The organism is Erythrobacter sp. Alg231-14 (assembly GCF_900149685.1).
Classification (GTDB): Bacteria; Pseudomonadota; Alphaproteobacteria; order Sphingomonadales; family Sphingomonadaceae; genus Erythrobacter.
Genome location: NZ_LT702999.1, coordinates 196437 through 217388, shown reverse-complemented (window position 1 = coordinate 217388; position 20952 = coordinate 196437). Strand labels below are relative to the sequence as shown.

At 56.8% G+C, this 20952-nt stretch carries 23 protein-coding genes; 12 read left to right on the top strand and 11 right to left on the bottom strand.

The window, feature by feature from the left end; translation table 11 throughout:
• Window positions 1–86 precede the first annotated feature (86 nt).
• The 5 genes from glnA to BQ8290_RS01025 all read right to left on the bottom strand — a co-directional run bounded on the left by glnA (window position 87) and on the right by BQ8290_RS01025 (window position 4931).
• Window positions 87–1496, bottom strand: coding sequence for a type I glutamate--ammonia ligase (gene glnA / locus BQ8290_RS01045; RefSeq protein ID WP_108786879.1), 1410 nt, complete (start codon window positions 1494–1496; stop codon window positions 87–89).
• 90 nt (window positions 1497–1586) lie between these two features.
• The gene (locus BQ8290_RS01040) at window positions 1587–1925 is read right to left on the bottom strand and encodes a P-II family nitrogen regulator (RefSeq protein ID WP_108791691.1); all 339 of its coding nucleotides are present in this window, start codon (window positions 1923–1925) and stop codon (window positions 1587–1589) included.
• 234 nt (window positions 1926–2159) lie between these two features.
• Window positions 2160–3083, bottom strand: a complete 924-nt coding sequence (argC, locus tag BQ8290_RS01035; protein WP_108786877.1) for an N-acetyl-gamma-glutamyl-phosphate reductase — start codon at window positions 3081–3083, stop codon at window positions 2160–2162.
• 19 nt (window positions 3084–3102) lie between these two features.
• Entirely contained in the window at window positions 3103–3456 is a 354-nt protein-coding gene (locus tag BQ8290_RS01030; protein ID WP_108786875.1) for a hypothetical protein, read from the bottom strand.
• Window positions 3457–3533: 77 nt separating this feature from the next.
• The gene (locus BQ8290_RS01025; RefSeq protein WP_108786873.1) at window positions 3534–4931 is read right to left on the bottom strand and encodes a leucyl aminopeptidase family protein; all 1398 of its coding nucleotides are present in this window, start codon (window positions 4929–4931) and stop codon (window positions 3534–3536) included.
• A gap of 95 nt (window positions 4932–5026) precedes the next feature.
• Here BQ8290_RS01025 and map point away from each other — a divergent pair, with 95 nt between their 5' ends.
• Window positions 5027–5851, top strand: coding sequence for a type I methionyl aminopeptidase (gene map / locus BQ8290_RS01020; protein WP_108786871.1), 825 nt, complete (start codon window positions 5027–5029; stop codon window positions 5849–5851).
• 135 nt (window positions 5852–5986) lie between these two features.
• Entirely contained in the window at window positions 5987–6250 is a 264-nt protein-coding gene (locus BQ8290_RS01015; RefSeq protein WP_108786869.1) for a hypothetical protein, read from the top strand.
• Between the two features lie 6 nt (window positions 6251–6256).
• Here BQ8290_RS01015 and BQ8290_RS01010 read toward each other — a convergent pair whose 3' ends face one another.
• Both BQ8290_RS01010 and ccmA read right to left on the bottom strand, forming a co-directional pair.
• Window positions 6257–6907, bottom strand: coding sequence for a heme exporter protein CcmB (locus BQ8290_RS01010; protein WP_108786867.1), 651 nt, complete (start codon window positions 6905–6907; stop codon window positions 6257–6259).
• Window positions 6904–7533: a heme ABC exporter ATP-binding protein CcmA gene (ccmA, locus tag BQ8290_RS01005; protein ID WP_337660880.1), complete on the bottom strand. Its 630-nt coding sequence runs from the start codon at window positions 7531–7533 to the stop codon at window positions 6904–6906. Before ccmA ends, BQ8290_RS01010 begins: the two co-directional genes overlap by 4 nt.
• A 63-nt stretch (window positions 7534–7596) precedes the next feature.
• On the opposite strand from ccmA, the gene BQ8290_RS01000 reads away from it, so the two are divergent.
• Together BQ8290_RS01000 and BQ8290_RS00995 are read left to right on the top strand one after the other, a co-directional pair.
• Window positions 7597–7899: a 4a-hydroxytetrahydrobiopterin dehydratase gene (locus tag BQ8290_RS01000; protein WP_108786865.1), complete on the top strand. Its 303-nt coding sequence runs from the start codon at window positions 7597–7599 to the stop codon at window positions 7897–7899.
• Window positions 7899–9110 (top strand): hypothetical protein, encoded by a 1212-nt coding sequence (locus tag BQ8290_RS00995; RefSeq protein ID WP_108786863.1) that lies wholly within the window; start codon window positions 7899–7901, stop codon window positions 9108–9110. Before BQ8290_RS01000 ends, BQ8290_RS00995 begins: the two co-directional genes overlap by 1 nt.
• Before the next feature lie 10 nt (window positions 9111–9120).
• Here the strand turns inward: BQ8290_RS00995 and BQ8290_RS00990 are convergent, their stop codons facing one another.
• The 3 genes from BQ8290_RS00990 to BQ8290_RS00980 all read right to left on the bottom strand — a co-directional run bounded on the left by BQ8290_RS00990 (window position 9121) and on the right by BQ8290_RS00980 (window position 12828).
• Window positions 9121–9933 carry an SDR family oxidoreductase gene (locus tag BQ8290_RS00990; protein ID WP_108786861.1) on the bottom strand — a complete coding sequence of 271 codons (813 nt, stop codon included), beginning with the start codon at window positions 9931–9933 and terminating at the stop codon, window positions 9121–9123.
• Window positions 9934–9948: 15 nt separating this feature from the next.
• Window positions 9949–10776 carry an SDR family oxidoreductase gene (locus BQ8290_RS00985; protein ID WP_108786859.1) on the bottom strand — a complete coding sequence of 276 codons (828 nt, stop codon included), beginning with the start codon at window positions 10774–10776 and terminating at the stop codon, window positions 9949–9951.
• A gap of 81 nt (window positions 10777–10857) precedes the next feature.
• Complete coding sequence (locus tag BQ8290_RS00980) at window positions 10858–12828, bottom strand: alpha/beta fold hydrolase (RefSeq protein ID WP_108786857.1); 1971 nt, start codon at window positions 12826–12828, stop codon at window positions 10858–10860.
• A gap of 375 nt (window positions 12829–13203) precedes the next feature.
• Between BQ8290_RS00980 and BQ8290_RS00975 the strand changes: the two genes are divergently transcribed.
• Window positions 13204–14706 carry a beta strand repeat-containing protein gene (locus tag BQ8290_RS00975; protein WP_337660879.1) on the top strand — a complete coding sequence of 501 codons (1503 nt, stop codon included), beginning with the start codon at window positions 13204–13206 and terminating at the stop codon, window positions 14704–14706.
• Window positions 14707–14841: 135 nt separating this feature from the next.
• Here the strand turns inward: BQ8290_RS00975 and BQ8290_RS00970 are convergent, their stop codons facing one another.
• Window positions 14842–15459, bottom strand: a complete 618-nt coding sequence (locus BQ8290_RS00970; protein ID WP_108786853.1) for a DNA-3-methyladenine glycosylase — start codon at window positions 15457–15459, stop codon at window positions 14842–14844.
• A gap of 130 nt (window positions 15460–15589) precedes the next feature.
• Here BQ8290_RS00970 and BQ8290_RS00965 point away from each other — a divergent pair, with 130 nt between their 5' ends.
• From BQ8290_RS00965 to BQ8290_RS00935, 7 genes are all read left to right on the top strand, one after another.
• Window positions 15590–15904, top strand: coding sequence for a 2Fe-2S iron-sulfur cluster-binding protein (locus BQ8290_RS00965; RefSeq protein ID WP_108786852.1), 315 nt, complete (start codon window positions 15590–15592; stop codon window positions 15902–15904).
• Between the two features lie 201 nt (window positions 15905–16105).
• On the top strand, window positions 16106–17128 hold the full coding sequence (locus BQ8290_RS00960; RefSeq protein WP_108786850.1) for a cysteine synthase A: 1023 nt from the start codon (window positions 16106–16108) through the stop codon (window positions 17126–17128).
• A 36-nt stretch (window positions 17129–17164) separates the two neighbouring features.
• The gene (locus BQ8290_RS00955; protein WP_337660878.1) at window positions 17165–17572 is read left to right on the top strand and encodes a hypothetical protein; all 408 of its coding nucleotides are present in this window, start codon (window positions 17165–17167) and stop codon (window positions 17570–17572) included.
• Window positions 17573–17579: 7 nt separating this feature from the next.
• Window positions 17580–18374, top strand: coding sequence for a hypothetical protein (locus BQ8290_RS00950; RefSeq protein ID WP_337660877.1), 795 nt, complete (start codon window positions 17580–17582; stop codon window positions 18372–18374).
• 470 nt (window positions 18375–18844) lie between these two features.
• Window positions 18845–19357: a division/cell wall cluster transcriptional repressor MraZ gene (locus BQ8290_RS00945; RefSeq protein ID WP_108786846.1), complete on the top strand. Its 513-nt coding sequence runs from the start codon at window positions 18845–18847 to the stop codon at window positions 19355–19357.
• On the top strand, window positions 19354–20310 hold the full coding sequence (gene rsmH, locus BQ8290_RS00940; protein ID WP_108786844.1) for a 16S rRNA (cytosine(1402)-N(4))-methyltransferase RsmH: 957 nt from the start codon (window positions 19354–19356) through the stop codon (window positions 20308–20310). The genes BQ8290_RS00945 and rsmH overlap by 4 nt, the downstream gene beginning before the upstream one ends.
• Complete coding sequence (locus BQ8290_RS00935) at window positions 20307–20858, top strand: hypothetical protein (RefSeq protein WP_108786842.1); 552 nt, start codon at window positions 20307–20309, stop codon at window positions 20856–20858. Before rsmH ends, BQ8290_RS00935 begins: the two co-directional genes overlap by 4 nt.
• Window positions 20859–20952: the final 94 nt, after the last annotated feature.

Below are 20952 nucleotides of genomic sequence, written 5' to 3'. Positions count from 1 at the left end.
GATTGTGGGCATTGCGGCTTTCCCAGTCGCCCACAAAAAAGGGCCCGGTCTTGCGACCGAGCCCCTTGTTGCGAACTGATATGAAATCAGGCGCTGTAATACATATCGAACTCAACCGGTGAAGGCGTGGTTTCGAGGCGCAGAACCTCTTCCCACTTAAGTTCCATGTAGGCTTCGATTTGATCGACCGAGAACACATCGCCTTTGAGCAGGAATTCGTGATCGGCTTCGAGAGCTTCGAGAGCTTCGCGCAGCGAACCGCAAACAGTCGGCACATCTGCGAGTTCAGCAGGCGGCAGATCGTAGAGGTTCTTGTCCATAGCTTCGCCTGGGTGGATCTTGTTTTCGATCCCATCAAGGCCCGCCATCAGCAGAGCCGAGAAGGCGAGGTATGGGTTGGCAATCGCATCAGGGAAGCGGAATTCAACGCGCTTCGCTTTTTCACCAGCACCGTATGGAATACGGCACGAAGCCGACCGGTTGCGCGCCGAATAGGCGAGCAGAACGGGCGCTTCAAAGCCAGGGACCAAACGCTTGTAGCTGTTGGTGGTGGCGTTGGTGAAGGCGTTGACAGCCTTCGCATGCTTGATCACGCCGCCGATGTAGTAAAGGCAGTTTTCCGAAAGACCGGCATACTCATTGCCCGCGAAAGTCGGCTTGCCATCTTTCCAGATCGACATGTGGCTGTGCATGCCGCTACCGTTATCTTCTTTGATCGGCTTTGGCATAAACGTCGCGGTTTTGCCGTAAGCGTGCGCGACTTGTTGCACGACATATTTGTAGACCTGCACTTGGTCAGCGGCCGTCGTGAGCGAGGAATAGGTTATGCCAAGCTCATGTTGAGCAGCCGCCACTTCGTGGTGGTGCTTGTCCATGTTGAGGCCCATTTCCATCATGGTCGAAACCATTTCGGCGCGGATATCCATGGCGCTATCAACCGGAGCAACAGGGAAATAACCGCCCTTTGCACGCGGGCGATGGCCCATATTGCCCATTTCGTATTCTTTGCCGGTGTTGGTCGGCAATTCGATGTCGTCGATGGCAAATCCGCTGCCGGCATAGCCGTCTTCGAAACGGACATCGTCGAACATGAAGAATTCAGGCTCTGGCCCGACATAAATCGTGTCACCAATCCCGGTCGATTGTAGATAAGCTTCGGCGCGTTTCGCGGTTGAGCGCGGGTCACGGGCATAAAGTTGGCCATCGGATGGCTCAACAATGTCGCAGAAGATTGAGATCATCGGCGTCGCGCTGAACGGATCGACGTAAACCGAAGACATATCCGGTTTCAGGATCATGTCGCTTTCGTTGATCGCTTTCCAACCTTCGATGGACGAACCATCGAACATCAATCCGTCTTCAAGAGCGTCTTCGTCCATAACGCTGGCGGCCATAGTGAGGTGCTGCCATTTGCCCTTTGGGTCGGTGAAACGCAGATCAACCCATTCGATTTCTTCGTCCTTGATCTGTTTCAGAACGTCCTTGGTGGTAGCCATGTTGTATTCTCCAGCTTTGATTTTCGAGAGAGGGCCCCGCCGTTTGCCGGGCCGATAAGGTCATCAATGTGTGGTGGTTGGGGCCGCGTGTTAGATTGCGTCGTCGTTGGTTTCGCCCGTCCGAATTCGCAGGGCGGATTCGATCGGTGAAACGAAAATTTTGCCGTCGCCGATCCGGCCCGTCTGCGCCGCCGCAGCCACCGCTTCGACGACCCGTTCGGCCTGTTCATCGGCAACGATCACCTCAAGTTTCACCTTAGGCAAAAAGTCGACGACATATTCGGCGCCGCGGTACAATTCTGTGTGCCCTTTTTGTCGGCCAAAACCGCGCGCCTCAGTGACAGTGATGCCCGACACGCCAATTTCATGGAGCGCTTCCTTCACTTCGTCGAGTTTGAAGGGTTTGATGATCGCTTCGATCTTCTTCACGTTTATCTCTTCCCGAATAGGGTTGGAGTTCAGCATTATTCTATCAAGAATCATGCCAAGGGATGTCATAGTTCGCTATTCGATCCCCACGAAGGCGCAAGGAAGATTGCGTATGCCCGATCGAGTAGCAACATTCGCACGCGAGTCGCAACCGTGCCCAAAGGGGTGGCGTAACGTGCCTAAAATTTAGGCAGTCCAATCCTGCACGCAGCATCGCTGCAGCGCGTTATGTCGCTAGATTCGAAGTCCTGCCGTTTCGGGCAGGCCGCACATTATGTTGAGGTTTTGGATCGCGGCACCCGATGCGCCTTTGCCGAGATTGTCGAGCCGGGCGATCAATCGAGCGTGCGATTGATCCGCGGCAACGCTTACAAACAGCTCTAAACCGTCCCATGGCTCAGCGCCTTGCGACAAAGTAATTTCGCTGGGCAAACCGGACGCGACTTTGACCAATGGTGATGACGCGTAAAACTCATTCAAGGTGTTTTGCAGATCAGACGATGTCACTCGACCGGGCAATGCCGACAACACAATCGGTGTGTCGACGACCATGCCCCGATGCGCGGCGATGACGCTTGGAGAAAAGACCGGTGGTCCGTCAATCCCGCTGTATGTCTGCATTTCGGGGAGATGTTTGTGGCCATGGGCCAATCCATAGGTTCGAAATGCGAGATTGGGCTCATTGTTAAATCGATCAATCAATGCATTGCCACCGCCGGAATATCCGCTGACGGCGTTGACGCTAAATGGGTAGCTGGTTGGCAGCAATCCCGCCCGTACCAACGGCGTAACCAACGCTAAGAAACCGGTAGGATAGCAACCGGGATTGGACACCAATTGCGATTGCGCCACGTGGTCTTGCCCAACAATTTCTGGAAATCCATAGGTCCAGTCGTCCGCAACGCGGTGCGCGCTGGACGCATCGATGATCCGCGTATCAGACCCTTCGGCCAATTGTACCGCTTCGATAGCAGCCGCATCGGGCAAGCAAAGGATCGCGACATCGGCGGAATGCAGCGCATCTTTGCGCGTGGCTTCATCTTTGCGTTGAGCATCATCGAGCACGATCAGCGAGAATTCTTCGCGACCCGTCAACCGGTCACGAATCTCAAGACCGGTTGTTCCGGCGGCTCCATCGATGAAAATCTTGGTGGTCATGCGTTATCCCTTAGCGGGATCAATCCGCCAGACAACTGGCTTTCATGTAACCGCTTGGGCCATCCGGGCCGAGACATCCCCAAACCCAATTGCCCGCAGAATCCAAAATTTCGATCCGAGTGCCGGCTTCGAAGTGGTGCAGGATGGGGCTGTCATCGCGCGTGTTTTCCATCACATCCGCGCCATCATTGCCCACCACGCCTGTTGTTGGGATGACGTAGTGCGCCGCAAGATGTTTCCCGGCCAATGCAATATGGGCCAAATCGCCGCGCAGGGGCAATGTTCCGGGCGCAGGCTTTTCAACCGGGCCTGCAAGGCCCAGCACGCCTTCTGGCACACTGTACTCAACCGTGGATTTTGACGCCCCGCTCATGCGATTAATTTTCTCCAGCCCCAAACCCAAGGGACTTTGTGCGCACGCGCTTAGACGCAGACGCCACGATGAGCAAGTTACGCCGAATATCGCGCCTTCACCATATGGAACGCAGCGCGCAGTCCATAGGCGGTTCCGCCCTTTGAACGGCCGGGTTTTGGATAGGGTCGCCATGCGAATGTGTCGAAGTGCACCCAGTCAATTCCGTCACCGACAAACTTGTCCAAAAACAGTCCCGCGACACTGGCCCCGGCATAGGGGTTGGATTGCGCGTTCACGATATCGGCAATGTCGGATTTCAGATATTCACGATACGCTTCGGGTAGTGGCAAGCGCCATGGTTCGTCATCATTGGCTTTGCCCGCATCGATCAGAGCTTGCGCGGTTTCATCGCGCCGCGCCATCATCGCCGCGTAATCGGGCCCCAGCGCGATCCGGGCGGCCCCGGTCAAGGTCGCGAAATCGATGATGAGGTCTGGCTCTTCCTCGCTCGCGCGGGTTAGAGCGTCGCCCAGTATCAATCGCCCTTCGGCGTCGGTGTTGTGGATCTCCACCGAAATACCCTTGCGGCTGTTCAACACATCGCCGGGGCGGAAGGCCGATCCCGCGATCGCGTTTTCCACGGCGGGAACAATCAAATGAAGTCGGACATTCAACCCGCTTTCCATGATCAATCCGGCAAGAGCGATAGCGTGCGCTGCGCCGCCCATATCTTTCTTCATCAACCGCATGCCCGCGGCGGGTTTGATGTCGAGGCCACCGGAATCGAAACACACGCCTTTGCCGACAATCGCCAGTACTGGGGCGTCTTTGGCTCCGTCCTTTGCGCTCCATTCAAGGTGCAGGATGCGCGGCGCGTGATGGCGCGCAGCGGCGCGGCCAACGGCGTGCACCATCGGATATTCCTGTTCCAACGCATCGCCTTTGGTAACCGATAGAGTCGCACCGTGCGCCTTTGCCAGTTTCTCGAACTCGTTTTCGAGAGCGGCTGGCCCCATGTCTTCGGCGGGCGTATTGACCAGATCGCGAACCAGCATCTCTGCTTCTGCCTCTGCGATCAATGCGGGCATTCGGCCGACTTGTTGCGACAACAAAACGCGGGGCCCCGTGGCCGCGTCGTCTTCTTTGTAGCGGGTGAATTTGTAATGCGCTGTGACCCAACCAAAAACGGCCATGCCAGGCTGCGCGTCGGTTAGGCGATAGGTTCCTTCGGGCAAGCGCGCGGACAAGGCGGCCAAACAGTAGGTCGAAAGATTTTCTGGATTGGCAACCCCGCCCACGCCAAACACGCCGTCGCCATCGGGCACGATCCCGACGCTACCGGCCGCTCCGTCGAATTTCTGCGCATCCAATGCTGCGCGTTGCCCGGCGGACAAGGTCCGCGCGAATTCATCAAACGTGGATTTTGTGGTGAGATGGATTGCTGTGGCGTCCTGGCCACGGTCGGGCTGGATCAAATCTTTGAAATGGGTCATGCGGTTTTCATAATCGCGCCCGCCCGCATGTCACGCATCAATTGCGCGTAATCCCCCTCTCGCCATCGGGGCATGGCTTCGCTATATGCACGCGCATGACAGAATACCAACTCGTTGAAGGCGATAAGACCGTTTACCGCGACGGCACGATTAAACTCCACACCGAAGAAGGTTTTGAGGGAATGCGTGCCGCTGGCCGCCTTTCCGCAACAATTTTGGATGAGGTTGCCAATTTGGTTCAACCTGGCGTGACCACGGCCAGCATTGATGATGCGGTGCGGGGCATGATGTTGGATGCGGGCGCCGTGCCTGCGACGCTTGGCTATCGCGGCTATGCGCATTCCAGTTGTATTTCGATCAACCACGTCATTTGCCACGGCATCCCGGGGCCAAAGGTTTTGAAAGAAGGCGATATTTTAAACGTGGATGTCACATCGCTTTTGAACGGATGGCATGGTGATACGTCGCGCATGTTTTTTGCGGGCGAACCGTCGATCAAGGCAAAGCGACTGGTTGATGTAACCTATGAATGTTTGATGCTAGGCATTGCCGCCGCGCGTCCCGGTGCCCGATTGGGCGATATCGGCGCCGCGATCGAGGCGCATGCGAAACAATTCCGTTATGGCGTTGTGCGCGAATTTTGCGGCCATGGGTTGGGCCGTCTTTTCCATGATGCTCCCGAAGTGGTGCATGCCAGCAAGGCGGGAACAGGCCCCGAACTGAAACCGGGTATGTTCTTTACCATTGAACCAATGATCAACCTTGGCAAACCATGGGCGAAAGTCTTGGGCGATGGGTGGACCGCGGTGACGCGCGACAAATCGTTAAGTGCGCAATTCGAGCACAGTTTGGCGATTACCGAAGACGGCGTGGAAATCTTCACCAAAAGCCCCACAGGCAAGGATAAGCCTCCATATTGATGGGCGCCCTTACACGCGCTCGTGTTTAAGCCAGGGAATGATACTCCAAATTAACTGATCCAACTAACCCAGTCGACATCGGCTGGGCTTATCGTGTTCCTAACAGAAGAGCAGCATCTTTAAGGAACACGCCCTATGTCTGTGATTACCATCGGCATTCTTTTTGCGTCGATCGGACTGATCCTGGTCGCAACCTATTTGGACCTACCCTATTTCGGAGATGGCGCAGGCGCTCTGCTTGTCGCGGGCCTTTGCTATTCCTTCGTGGTGGCCAAACGCGAGGCCGCTCTTTTAACGTATGTGTTAAGCGAGGATCAGATCTTCGAAGAAGATGAACCGCGCGCAAAGGCGCCCGTGCCGGAAGGCTTGGGAGAAATCCCCCGGTCACGTTCAGTCTAAGAGTGGTTAGATTTCCCGCGCGGCCCGTATCGCGGCGCCTGCGGCAAATGGTGCGATCGCAACCAGCAACAGGCTAATCGCTGCGACAAAGCCGAGACTGGCCGTATCCTGACGCGCCAACGCGCCCGCGCCAAAGATCAAAATCGGCAGCGCGAGCGGCACCAGCAAAAGGCCGGATAATGCCGCGCCGGCACGCAAACTTGCGGTGAGCGCGGCAATCATAAGGCCAATCGCAGCAAGCCCCGGTGTCCCCACCGTCAGGCCGATCAAAAGCAATTGCAGACTAGGCCCATCAAGGTTGAGCAACGCTGCGGCCGGGAATGCGGCCAATATCAAGGGCGGCCCAAAACTGATCCAATGCGCGAGCAGGCGGATCGCCATCATCGCTTCTTCCGCTACGCCGCGCAGGCGCAATTGATCGAACGTGCCCAATTCAATGTCTTCGGCGACGAGTTTTTCCAGCGGCAAAATCGCAGCCAGCAAGGCTGCTATCCACACCACGCCGCCGCCGGTTCGCGCCAACAGCGCGCCATCTGGACCGACCGCAAACGGATAAAGCATCGCAACGGCCACAAAAAACACGGTCGGCAACGCCGCCCCGCCGCCGGCAAAGGGAAAGAATTTGGCCAGATCGCGGCGGAATAAAGCGGAGATCATTCCTCGTCCTCATCCGATATTGGCGCGGCGAAATCGCTCAGTTCGAGCGTGCGCAGCCCATCGATCTTCAACGTTTGATGCGACGCGATAAGAGCAATGCCCCCATCATCCACATGGGACTGAATTAGGGCCGTGACCTGATAAATGGCGGCAACGTCCAATCCCGATAGCGGCTCATCCAAAAGCCAGACGGGCACATTGCGCCCGATCAACACCGCAAAGCTCGCGCGTTTGCGTTGCCCGGTGGACAAATAGCGCACCGGTACTTCGATTAACGGCTCAAGCCCCAGCAGAGCGAGCGTGTCGGTAGGATCGTAGGGTGCGTCGATCCGGTTCCAAAACGACAAGGCTTTGCCCAATGGGAGATCGGGATCGAGGGCAGGGCGTTCATCCAACAAACCCACAGCCCCGTGGCATTCGATCGTCCCTGCATAAGGCGTGGTCAATCCGGCAAGCGCGCGGATCAACGTTGTCTTGCCCATGCCGTTCGCACCCGTCAGGTGCAACGCCTCCCCGCTTTCCAATGCAAAGCCAAGCCCGCGAAACAGCAAACGGTCGCCGCGTCGACATGCGACACCTTGCGCCGTTAAGGCCGGGGCAATTTCAAGAGAAGCAGAACCTTGCATGCGCTCACGCGTTAGGCAAAAGCATGCCCGCTCACAACACAAGCTTTTCCGAAAGGCCTATTGATGACCACCGTACCCGAACTTGATGATGCAGATCGCGACCGTCTATTGGCCGATCACCCGGAATGGGAATTGACCCGCGAAGGCAAAGCGATTGCGCGCACGTTCCAGTTTGGCGACTTTTCCGAAGCGTGGGGATTTATGAGCCGCGTGGCCTTGATTGCCGATCGCCATGATCATCACCCCGAATGGTTCAACGTCTATGCCAAGGTCGAAATCACATTGAACACGCATGATGCCGGCGTTAGCGGCGGCCTATCCCTGCGCGATGCGAAAATGGCGCGCGCGATCGATGCATTGATCTGATGCGTTGGATCGGTGTCATCGCAGCCTTGATGGCGGTGTCCTGCACCGGGCCTGATGACGGTGTCGATCCTGATCCCGATGTTGATGAAAGGGCTGCCTCGATTCCGACGGGAAATCGTGAGCCGGTCTCCGATGATGCTCCGGTTCAATCGGGCCAAGTTTGGACCGGAACCCTGGGAGGGCTGCCGATCACGGCGTGTTTTGACGATCCCGAAACGATGGAAGGGATTTATTATTACGATGCGCACCTGCGCCCCCTTCGATTGGTGCAGATTGATGAGGCGGCGCCCAACGTCCTGACCGAAATTGAAGGGTTTTCCGACCTAAGCGGCGCGACATGGACGATTGATGACATGGGTGAGGAACGCATGTCCGCAACGTGGCGCAACGACGATCGCGCACTGCCCATTGCATTGAACGCTTCGCAGGTTGAGGTCGGCGGCGAGCTTGGCGGATCGTGCCAGAGTGCCCAATTTGTTGAGCCCTTGCTGGTCGGGGGATCCGTACGCGAAAGCGCTGCCACTCTTGTCGGGATCGAGTACACAAAGCGAAATTACACCGGTCCGGCGCATCTAGGGGACGATGAATATCTAGTCGAAACCATCGCGCTCGATCCGATTCAAGCGGGCGATCCGGCTATTAACGCCGCACTTGCCAAGACTTTGCCCGATGGCACGGTCGATCATGTCATGGGCGAATGTATCGCGTGGCATATGCCGGCTGGCGGCACCGGTTATCTGACCGAGACTTTGATCCCCACATTGATAACGCAACGGTGGTTGAGCGTTGATCGGGTGGGCAGCACTTTTTGCGGGGGCGCTCATCCCAGCCATTTCTTTACGGCTGCCATTTATGACCGCTTCGACGGGACAGAAGCCGACCCATCGACGTGGTTCAAACCTGATGCATTGGTGTTCTATGAATTTGAGGACGAAACCGATCCAGCCTCAAAACGGCCTGTTGCCGGCTTGTCGCCTTCATTGGTGACGAAAGTCGAACTGAATTGGCCAGAGGAAGATGGCGGTGAATGCCACCATGTCCCCGAATCGGGCATGGGGTGGACATTAGGATTGGCGAAGGACGGAGTGGTTTTTATCCCGCAATTGCCGCATGTCATCTTTGCTTGCACCGCCGCCGTGACGATCCCGTGGAATGAACTGGATCCATTCCTATCGGAAACCGGCCACGACGTGCGCGCAAGCTTACAGTGACAACGTGCCTTTAGATCTCAACGCCAATCCCGGTTTTGCGCATTTCTTTGCGCACCATTCCGGGCAACCACCGCTGCATAAACCGCAGACGTTTCGCCATTTTGCCGACGGTGTAATGCAGATCATCGCCATGAACAGCGCGCCAAACGACTTCTGGCACGATGTCGACAGGGTTCACTTCAACCCCTTGCTCGAGCAGAGTTTCTTTGGCGGTCTGGTTGGACTCCTCGTTCACTTTACCGATAATCGCTGTGTCGATGAAACCGGGGCAGAGTGAGGCGACGGTGATACCGTCTTCGGCCCATTCCGCATCCAGGCTTTCGGTCAATCCGCGCACGCCCCACTTCGTCGCGCAATAGGCGGCAAGGCCGGGTGATCCGATGATCCCGGCCAAACTGGCGGTGTTGAGCAACACAGATCCCGGCGCGGTTTCGGCCAAGTATTTATGCGAAGCCTGAGCGCCCCAGATCACGCCTTTCATATTGATGTCGAGCATCCGCGTGATTTCGTCTTCGTCTTGATCCGCCAGAGCCCCGCCATCGCCAATCCCGGCATTGTTAAAGACTGCATCGATCCGCCCGCCGGCCGCTTTGGCAAAGTCGGCAAGGGCGGTTTCCCATTGGCGTTTGTCGCGCACATCCAATTCATGCGTGGAGGCACAGCCGTCTTTGGCTTGCGCTAGTGTTTCTTGCATTCCGGCCGCATCAATATCGGCAATGCCAACGAACCACCCGCGTTCCGAAAAGAAGACGGCAACCGCCCGACCGATGCCCGATGCACCGCCAGTTACGAAAATCGAACGACGTGTTTCACCTGCACTCATGGTGTGTTCTCCCAATTAACTTGATTTGCCCAAAAGGCCTGATGCGGCGCGTTGTTGTTTGCGCACGCGGCCCGGCATCCATCGTTTGGCGAAGTTGATGCCTTTTGCCGTTTTCCCGACAAGGTGATGCAGTCCATCTCCGTGAACGGCATTCCATACGGTTTCGGCCACCTCTTCGACCGGCGTAATTTCCAAACCTGCGGCGACGACCCGGTCACGGACCATTTCGTTGGATTTGCGGTTGCCGGTGCCGTTCAAAAGTGGGGTTTCGATAAAGCTGGGGCAGATTGAGGACACTTTGATGCCATCCGGTGCCCATTCTGCATCCAAACTTTCGGCGATGCCGCGCACCCCAAATTTTGTGGCGCTGTAAACGCTCATCCCGCTTCCGCCAGCAATGCCGGCCGCGCTGGCGATGTTCACCAAAGCCGAGTTTGGCGCGGTTTTCTGGAGAAAGGGATAGACCGCTTGCGCGCCGTACAACACACCGCGCAGATTGATGTCTAGACATCGATCGATTTCCTCAACGTCCAAATCTGCCAAATGCCCACCTGTGCCGATGCCAGCATTGTTGATCATCGCATCGATCCGCCCGCCTGCGGCGGTGGCTGCGGATTCCAAGGCAACATCCCATGCATCGCGGTCGCGCACGTCAAGAACGTGGGAATATTTGAAGCCACCTGGGATCAATCCCAAAGTGTCTTCCATCCCCGCGCTGTCGACATCTGCAATGCACACGAACCAATCACGCTCGCCGAAAAACCGCGCAACCGCCCGACCAATGCCGGATGCACCGCCGGTGATGAAAATGCTTCGCCGTGCAGCGCTCGTATCGTGTGACATGGGATCCCTCTTCCGATTTCTATTTGAAACTGGTCTAGGGCGTCATGGTGGGTTTGTCATTACCCTGTGAAAGGGTGTCCCCTATCCGCCCAACCCTTGGACATGGGCGGCGCCTTCGACCACCTGAGCCGTCGATGGATCAAGCACATTGGCCAAGGGTTCCGCGCGAACATCGCCTTTGTCAGCCAATGTCTGGGCAAGGAAATTTTCCGCGATGGCAAAGAACGAAATTGAATTCTCAGGTTTCGCAAATCCGTGCCCTTCATCGGGGTACAGAACATAGGTGACCGGGATATTCGCGGCTTTCATCGCGGCGACGATTTGGTCGCTTTCATCCTGCCTCACCCGTGGGTCATTGGCGCCTTGAGCGATCAACAGCGGTTTGGTGATCTGGTCCGCTTTGTAAAGCGGGCTGGCCGCTTTCAACATGGCCAAGCCTTCCTCGGTGCCCGGATTGCCCATCCGTTCGTGGAAGATTTTGACCATAGGAGCCCAATATGGCGGAATCGTACCCAACAATGTTTCAAGATTGGATGGGCCAACAATATCGACACCACACGCAAACACGTCTGGCGTAAATGCCAGCCCCGCCAGCGTCGCATATCCACCGTAAGAACCGCCCATAATGGCGACCGCATCGCGTTTGGCGATCCCTTGATCGACGGCCCAATCGACGGCGTCGATCAAATCGTCATGCATCGCAAGGCCCCATTGTTTGTTGCCAGCGTTGATAAACCCTTTGCCAAAACCGGTCGATCCGCGAAAGTTAACCGACAACACCGCAAAGCCGCGATTGGCGAGCATTTGATGGATTGAGCTGAACCCATATGTGTCGCGGGCCCACGGTCCGCCATGCACCAACAAAACCATCGGCACAGGCGCGCCCGGCCGGTCGGCACCCTTAGGCGCGCTGGATGAGGGAAGCGTCAGGTAGGACGGCAGCGTCAGCCCATCGCGCGATGCGATTTCAACCGGATGCATCGGTTGCAGCGGCGCTCCGTCCAATTCGGGCCGGGTGGTGTAAAACGGGGTCAGCGTTTGCGCGTCCCGATCGTAGATGTGGGTCGAGATCGGCGCGTCGAGCGGGTCGTTCCACACAATCCAGGTGCGGTCGTCTTCGGTCCGTGACATCACCCCCGACTGCCCTTCGAACTGGGCATCGATCCAATCGAAAGACGCCTGAATTTCGGGATCGAGCGCGTGCCAATGCGTTTTCAAATAGGTAACAGAATAGGCTAGAACTTCGCCGGTCTGCTGATGGCGCAGACTGCCGCCAATATCTGCCTTTTCATCTTGAGCGATGAGGGTTTTCTCTCCGGTTGCCGTGTCCTGAGCGTACAAGGCGGCAGTATCTCTACCTCGGCTGTCCAACCAATAAAGGATCGACCCATCCGTTGTGTATCCCGCGGGGGATGTGGTCATCGCATCCTCCATTGCCGTGCTTTCAAACGCCGTGTCGGCGACAACATTGTCTTCAATGCGGAAGTAATCCGTACCGCCCTCGGCATTCTGGTTCATCGCCATCCGCAATGTCAGCGTGTCATCGGCCAGGAAGCCTGCAAACTTGGTGTTTTCAAACACCAATTCGAGCGCGCCGGTCGTCAAATTGAGGCGGTGAACGTCATGGAATTGAGGGTCGCGATTGTTGAGACCCACTAGGATCGCATCTTTGATCGTGTCCGATGCACCAACAATATCGACCCGCGTGTTTTCAAATGGGGTGAGAGTTGTTTCTTCGCCGGTTTCGACATCAACCCGATACAGCAGGAAATTCTCATCGCCGGCTTTGTCTTGGATGAACATCAAACTGGTTGCGTCGGGGGACCACATATATTGCGGGATCGGGCGGTCGGCGGAATGCGTCATCAACCGCGCTGCATCTGGATTAGAACGGGGAGCGATCCAAATGTTCATCACGCCATTTTCCGGCGCGAGCCAGCTTAACCACTTGCCATCCGGGCTGATGCGTCCTTGCGAACGGGTCGGATTCCCGAACAGGTGATCGCGCGGAATAAGCGTGGTGGTGTCGAGTGCGGACGTGGCGGCGGTCATGGTCTCTCCCTTGGGTTAGGGTGACAGCTAGGAAGCGCTGGCGGGAATGCAAATTTTTGTAGGTTCTAGGGCGATCGATGACGGGTCATTTGCAGACACTCGATTGCGTTGGTCAGGGGCCTCCCGCCGATCACGGGTCGACGCGATCATCTAGCGAACGCTGCCCTCAATGATGTCGCTCAAAGAAGGTAAACGCTGTTGTGTTCGTTAGTCAGCGCGTTAGTAATACCACCTAACCCGAGTCGCAAAATCGGCGCGAAAGACCACCAAAGTGGCAGCGCACCATGATTTACAGGGCGATCTTCGACTCGAGTGTTCTGCGCAATCATTTGACGCGACACTCTCCGAACTTTGCCCCTTATTGGGGGAATTATTGTGAAAATCCGTTATTATTTGGCAGGCTCAATGCTTGCGCTTGCGACCACCGTTCCTGCCTATGCGCAGAGCACTTCGACCATCAATCAAACCGGCAACGATGGATCAGCCGAAGTTACCCAAACCGGTGAGGGAACCAATTCGAGCGACGTAACTCAAGACGGCGCCAACAATGCGGTCTTCGTTACACAAGTTTCGGAATCGGGTGAGACGAACAATTCGACGATCCTTCAGGATACCGGTTCATCTTTCAACACAGCCACGGTGAACCAAACGGGCGAAGGCAATGCCAGTGACATCGTGCAAGAGGGCACGCTCTCAGGTGCCACTGTGACGCAAACCGGGTCCGACAACGATTCACTTGTCACTCAAACTGCTGGAGGCTTTGCCACCTTTCCGGTGGTTACCCAAACAGGCGATCAGAACAGCTCTACTGTCACGGCAACCGGCGCTGCGGGGGTGATTAACGTTACACAAAACAACGACATTGACGAAACACTCGGCAACGTATCGGTTGTAAGTCAGTCTGGCGCTGGCGCAGCCACCGATGTCAATCAGGACGGTCAAGAGAACGATTCTGTCGTCGTTCAGGGCGGGGCGTTTGCCAATGTGGATGTGGACCAGACTGGCACGAACAACCGTTCAAACATCAATCAAACTGCTCTCTTGGCGACGGTCACAGTGGCGCAAAATGGCTCCGACAATGAAAGCGATGTCAGTCAGACGTCTGGCGGCACGATCGGAGTCCTACAAGATGGATCGGAGAACCTCTCGGATGTGGTCACCACGGCCTTCACGACTGTTAATGTCGACCAAAGCGGGGATCTGAACGAATCCATCGTTATTGGCGGTGCGGGTGGGTCGACTGCGACCATTGATCAGGACGGAACCAGCAACGTGTCGAGTGTGGAGCAGAATTCGGCCGAGCAATCGAGGCCGTGTTCAGGCTTTTTTGAGTGCTTGTTGACAGGAGGCGGCCCGGTTCAGGGCGCCATTCTGAACGAAAATCAGGTCGCAACGATAACGCAGAACGGCGAAGACAATGTCAGCTTGCTAGAGCAATTTGGCCGCGATCAGACAGCGACTGTGAACCAGACCGGTGACGGAAACTTCTCTATCGGGCTTACGCTTGGTTCTGCGGGCATCTTACAAGTTGGGCAAAACCAAAATGCCAGCCTCACACAGGGAGGCAACAACAACCGGTCAAGGATTGAACAGGGCACCAACGGCGATTTCGCTATCGTGACCGACGCTTCGAGCGATGGCAACACGGCCAATGTCACTCAAAATGGCGACACCGGGACTTCGGTCCTTAGCCAAAATGGCGATCGCAACACGGCGACCTTGCTGCAGGATCTTGCCGCTATCGATGCGGAATCAACCATCACCCAACTTGGCGCTGACAATGGGGCAACTGTCTCGCAAGGCGGCATTGGTGATGCTTCTGCAATCAGCCAAGACGGTGCCAACAACGCCATCACTGTAACGCAGAATTTTCCTTGATCGGCTGAAATTGTCCGATGGGGCGGCGCCGGAATTTGCTGTGCGCCGGCCCATTCCGGATCGCCGAAACAAAGCATTTGTTGGCAATATCATGATGGGGTGTTGAGGGTTCGCCTCCCACTCAATTGTGGTCCCTTACAACGCGGGGTTCGCGTAAAAGTGCCATGTGAAGATCGCCATTGCGCCCCGGTGCGGTGACCAACGTTCACCAAGCGCGCGGCATTCTTTCTCATTGGGGCGCTCGTCTATTTCGAGCAGCCGTTTCACCCCTTCTTGCACCGCCAAATCGCCCGCAGGCCATATGTCCGTGCGCCCTTCGGCGAAGAGCAGATAAATCTCCGCTGACCATCGCCCGATGCCTTTGATGCGTGTTAGCTCCGCAATTGCTTCTTCGTCATCGGCTGGCATCGCGTCAAAATCCAGCTCACCTGCTTCGATCAACTCGCACAAAGAACGGGCGTATCCTTGCTTCTGACGCGACAGACCACAGGCGCGCAATGTGTCAAAATCGCGTTCCAAGAGACAAGCTGGTGTGAATTCTTCGCCGACCTCTGCGACCAGTTTGTTCCACATGGATGCCGCCGCTGCGACAGACACTTGTTGCCCCACAATCGTGCGCAGCAAAGTTTTGTAGCCGCGATCGCGCAAGCGCGGTTCGGGATAGCCGATGCGGGCCAATTCCTCGCCGACTCGCGCATCTTTCGCGCCCAATGCGTCCAATTCGCGGTTCAAAATTTCGGCGGTCAGTCCCATATGCTCTCCTCTTGACAATACCATTAGGTTGCCAATTTTCTCGGAACGTCCTAGCGCGCTTTCGATTTTATCCAAGCGCCCAAGGCAATGCGCGCCTTGCGTTCAATGCTATTCAAAGAGGAAACCCACCATGCCAAAGTTGATCGTCACCAATCGCGACGGCGAAACGAGCGAAATCGACGTTGAAGATGGTCTGACCGTCATGGAAGCTGTGCGCGACAACGGCTTTGATGAATTGTTGGCTTTGTGTGGCGGGTGCTGCTCATGCGCGACGTGCCACATCGTGATCGACGAAACATCCGTAACGCTTCCTGAGATGAGTGAAGATGAAGACGATCTGCTTGAATCGTCGGATCACCGCAAAGAAGGTTCGCGCTTGTCTTGCCAGATTCCGTTCACTGCGGAACTCGACGGCCTTAAGGTCACGATTGCTCCCGAAGATTGATGGCGCGGTTTGAGTGAGTGCTCGCATTGGCGAGCACTCCTCTGCGCATTTATTTTGGCTTCCGTTTGGCCAATCTAAGGGTCCAGACGGCGTCACGCGGTGTTTGTGGGGGCTGCGCAATGGACGCGGCAAAGATGGCTTTTGCAGCGCCATAGGTGATCTGCATTGCCGAGCGCGCTCCCAGCTCCTAAATCCGCATCTATGAACATCACTAAGCCTATTGGCGACACGCTCGCCCTGATCGGAAACACGCCCCTTGTTCGGCTCGCTGGTGCTAGCCAAGCGGCCGGTTGTGACATTTGGGGCAAATGCGAATTCGCAAACCCCGGCTCCAGCGTGAAGGATCGCGCGGCGCTCTACATGATCCGCGACGCAGAAGAACGCGGCGATTTGAAACTGGGCGGTACTGTCATCGAAGGGACGGCGGGCAACACCGGCATCGGCGTCGCGCTTGTCGCGAACGCACTGGGGTACAAGACGATCATCGTCATGCCGGACAACCAATCCAAAGAAAAAATGGACACGTTGCGGGCGTTGGGCGCTCGGTTGGAATTGGTGCCACCGACCAAATATGCCGATCCCTGCCATTTCCAGCACGTATCGCGTCGTATGGCGGAAGAAACAGAAGGCGCGGTGTGGGCTGGGCAATTCGACAACACCGCCAATCGGCGCGCGCACATCGAGACAACCGCCCCTGAATTGTGGGAGCAGAGCGGCGGCAAGATTGACGGTTTCACCTGTGCAGCCGGAACCGGCGGCACGATTGCGGGCGTCGGCATGGGGTTGAAAGAAAAGAACCCCGATATTCGCATCGCGCTAACCGATCCGCATGGTGCGGCGCTCTACAACTATTACGCGAATGGCGAATTGAAAGGCGAGGGATCATCCGTCGCCGAAGGGATTGGTCAGGGCCGGATTACCGCCAATTTGGAAGGCGCGCCAATTGATACGCAATTCCGCATTTCCGACGAAGAAGGGATGAAATGGGTTGCGCAATTGCTACGCGAAGAAGGGCTGTGTCTCGGCCTGTCCAGTGGGATCAACGTTGCCGGCGCGATTGCATTGGGCAAACAACTTGTCGCAGAAGGTCGCGACAAACCGCAAATCGCTACCATCCTGTGCGACACCGGTTTCCGGTATCTTTCGACGCTCTACAACGCGGAATGGCTGGCATCGAAAGGTTTGCCGGTGTTCGATTGGTTGGAGCAATCCAACAGCGATTGATCGACACACGCGGATCGCGGGGCTAAACCGACACACATGACAGGCGGAAAATTCTCGCGGCGCGTATCCGAAGCGCAATCTGTGCAGCAAGGCACCGCCGAAGGCGAGGCGCCTCCCGAAGGTGCGCCGTTGGGCGGAACCAAGTCTGAGGCAACGCAGCGGCTTCAGGTCGGCTTGTTCGGCATTGGATCCATGGTCTTGCTAGTCGGATTGGCCAGTGTTTTGGGCAATCAGGCCGATTTGACGCAGGAGGGCGCGGTCCCCGATGCCGCGCCGACGACCGAACCAACAGAGGCGGCGTCGCAACGCGACCCGCTCGCCGATGCTGGGATTGTTCCTGACATCCCCGCAGAACCAAGCCCAACGCCGACCGACTTGCCGGCGGATTTGCCGCCATTGTCGGCGGAGGACACCGCACCGGTCGACGATGCGCCCGCTCCTTAAAGATGGTTTGGATAGCGTCGCCATTGCCCTTTTAGCCGTGTGCCAATGGGGTTTAAGCGGTTGCGAGGCGAGGGTTGATCCGACCACTGATACTGATGTGGTTTTGATGACCCCCGATTGCGCGGAGACGCAGCCGTTGCCAACTTTGGGTCTGATGACGGGCCTACCGCTCAATTTCCCCCTAGGTGTCGATTTTGCAAACTACGCACGCGGCGAAGTTGATCCTCCGTGGCAAGCTAAAGCGCTGGGGCAATGCCATAAAGTAATCCCGCTTGATACGGTTGCGCCGATTGCCGCTCTTGACCCAAACGCCGCTCCGACAAATCCTCTTAGCAATCTGGCGCGGCTGGCGATTGTGCAGCCGCGCGGCCTTTCGCCGCAAGACAATGTCGCGCTGGACGATTGGGTGCGAGGCGGGGGACGCCTGCTCTTGGTACTCGATCCCATGTTAACCGGTGAATACGACCTGCCACTGGGCGATGCGCGGCGACCCAACGCTGTGGCATTCATTCCGCCGGTTGTGGCACGCTGGGGTATGACCATCACCTTTAACGAAGCGCAGGAGTTTGCCGCGCGAACGGTGACCATCGGTGACGGGGAATTTGCGGTTCTATTGACCGGCGAGATCGAAGCAGCGGGCCATGCCTGCCTCCGCAACGACGCGTATCCGGTGCAGCAATGCGCCGTTGGAGAGGGGCTGGTTACCATTGTGGCCGACGCCGCCGTTTTTGAAGACGAGCAATTGGCGGGCGAGAATGGTAGTGCAATCAACGCGTTGCTTGCCTTTGCGTACGACGATTGATCGCGCCCAATAGGGTGTTTGATGACGGCAAAATTGGTCATTCGGGAATATTACGGGAAATCACTGAAGGCTTTGAGGTGAGGTGGGACTCGTTCGGGGCTTTTGCGGGATTCTGACGGATTATCAGCGTAATGTTGCGGGATCTTGCGGGAAATTCGGGGTCTATTTGACGTCGGATGCGAGTTTTTACGAAATAGAAATTAAAGTAAATCAACAATTTACCGTTTAATCCCGTGATTTTCCTAGAAAAACCCTAGTCACCCGCCTGCTTCCCGGATATTACCGTCTTCCATCAAACATGCCTGTTTGCCCCGCGTCATCCCGATTGGTTGGCGCGCTGCTCCCGTTCGCGCGGGTGCGGCGACGGAGAAGATCTGTCCAAAGGGGGCTGCTTTGCGGGGTTCGGGCGCGTTTGAGGAGGTCAGCCTGGTCAATGATTGGCCGGCAAAAGAGGGGTTGAGAATAGTCGCGTGGCTACGCTGGGAGCATATCATGGACAGGCCTATTCGCCGATCGGCGATAAGGGTCGTTTTGTCCTGCCTCCGGCATTTCGCAAGGCGGTGAAAGACGCGTCCGGCGGCTCAAAGACACTGTGTCTGCTCGCCCATGAACGGTTTGATTGCCTGATCGGTTTTGGTCTTTCGCGGATTGACCGCCTGCATGAGCAACTGGACCGTGAAGAAGAGCGGGCGATCCGTTTGCAGCTCAACGATTTTGACCGCGACGTGCGCGCCGGACAATTGTTTCAATTCGAACAAATCCCCTACGATGACAGCGGTCGATTTGTGATGCCGGATCACTTGAAAGAGCTCGGCAAGGTTGAAGGCGGCCTGTATTTTCAGGGCGGCGGCGAATTCTTCTTTGTGTGGAATCCGGCGGAATTGGCCCGGATGGACACATCGTGGAAGGGCGCTCAGGCGACGTGCAAACGCTTGGTTGCCGAGGCTGAGGCGAAAGCAAAATCCAAGGGGGCAAAGAAATGACCCCGCAAATCGCGACCGCTCCTCATATCCCGGTTCTCCTCAATGAAGTGGTCGCCGCCATTCAACCGAAACCGGACATGTCGGTGATCGATGCGACCTTTGGCGCAGGTGGATATTCGCGCGCTTTGTTGTCGTCGGGTGTCCGGCTTTATGGATTTGACCGCGATCCGAACGCGATCCGCGATGGTGCGGGGATGGTTGCCGAATTTGATGGCCGGCTGTCGCTGCACGCCGAACGGTTCTCTGACATGCGATCTGAAATGACACGGATTGGCGTGGATCAAGTCGATGCGGTGGTCATGGATATTGGCGTGTCGTCGATGCAGCTTGATCAAAGCGCGCGCGGTTTCGCTTTTTCATCCGACGGTCCGTTGGATATGCGGATGAGCCAATCGGGTGAAAGCGCGGCGGACTTTCTCAATTCCGCCGACGAATCTGCGATTGCCGATGTGCTTTATCATTACGGCGAAGAACGTCAGTCCCGCCGTGTGGCGCGCGCGATCGTTGCCGCGCGTCCTCTTGAGACGACTGGCGATCTGGCCCGCGTGGTGCGCCGCGCATTGGGGCACAAACCGCACGACAAGAAAGATCCTGCGACCCGCTCGTTTCAGGCTGTTCGCATCCATGTGAACGATGAATTGGGCGAATTGCGTGCGGGTTTGAACGCTGCCGAAGCTTTGTTGCGCGAAGGTGGGGTGTTGGCCGTTGTTAGCTTTCACAGCCTCGAAGACCGCATCGTGAAGCGGTATTTGCGCGAAGCATCGGGGGCAGGGCGCGCCGTGTCACGCCATCTACCCGGCGAAATTCCCGGCCCGCCGCCAACCTTTGTCAACGTTTCAAAAGCCATCCGACCAAGCGTCGCCGAAATCGACGCAAACCCCCGAAGCCGTTCCTCCATCCTCCGCCACGCCATCCGCACCAGCGCACCAGCAATTGAAAGGGCAAGCTCATGATCGCCACCGGCTCTCGCATTCGCCAAATCGGTTGGGTCGCGGTGCTCGCGACCTGCTTGGCTTTGTTCGCTGTGCTCAGTTTCAATGTGCATGCGGTCAAAAGCGAAGTGTCGTTGGCCGAACGCAAGATTATTCAATTGGAGCGTGAAACGCTGTTGTTGGAGACCGAATTTCAAACTCGCGCAAGCCAACGGCAATTGGCCGAATGGAACGCGGTGGAATTGGGTTATCGCGCGCCTCGCGCCGACCAATACCTTGAAAGCAATCGTCAATTAGCCAGTCTAGGCCAGCCTGTAGGCCCCGAAGCGCCCGCGCCCATTCGTGTGGCCCGCGCCGATTTGAGTGGCCCCGATGCGCAACCGCGAGAGATGGTCTCTCCGTTGACAGGTGATCCGATTACTTTGGCGTCGATCGATGCGAGCGAAGATGCTGGCGCGGTCTTTACCGAGGCGTTTGGTGAATTCCTGATCGAAGCATCGCCGATCCGTGCGGCGAACGCCCAAACGCCGGGCGATGCGACACTATTGGCGGCCGAGACCAGCGAATGACGGCGATCGCGTTACATTCTGGGGCGGGAGCCGCGGGATCTGAACCGACCCTGCCTTTTTCAACCCCGCAGCAAACAGGCCGGTTGAATGCCCA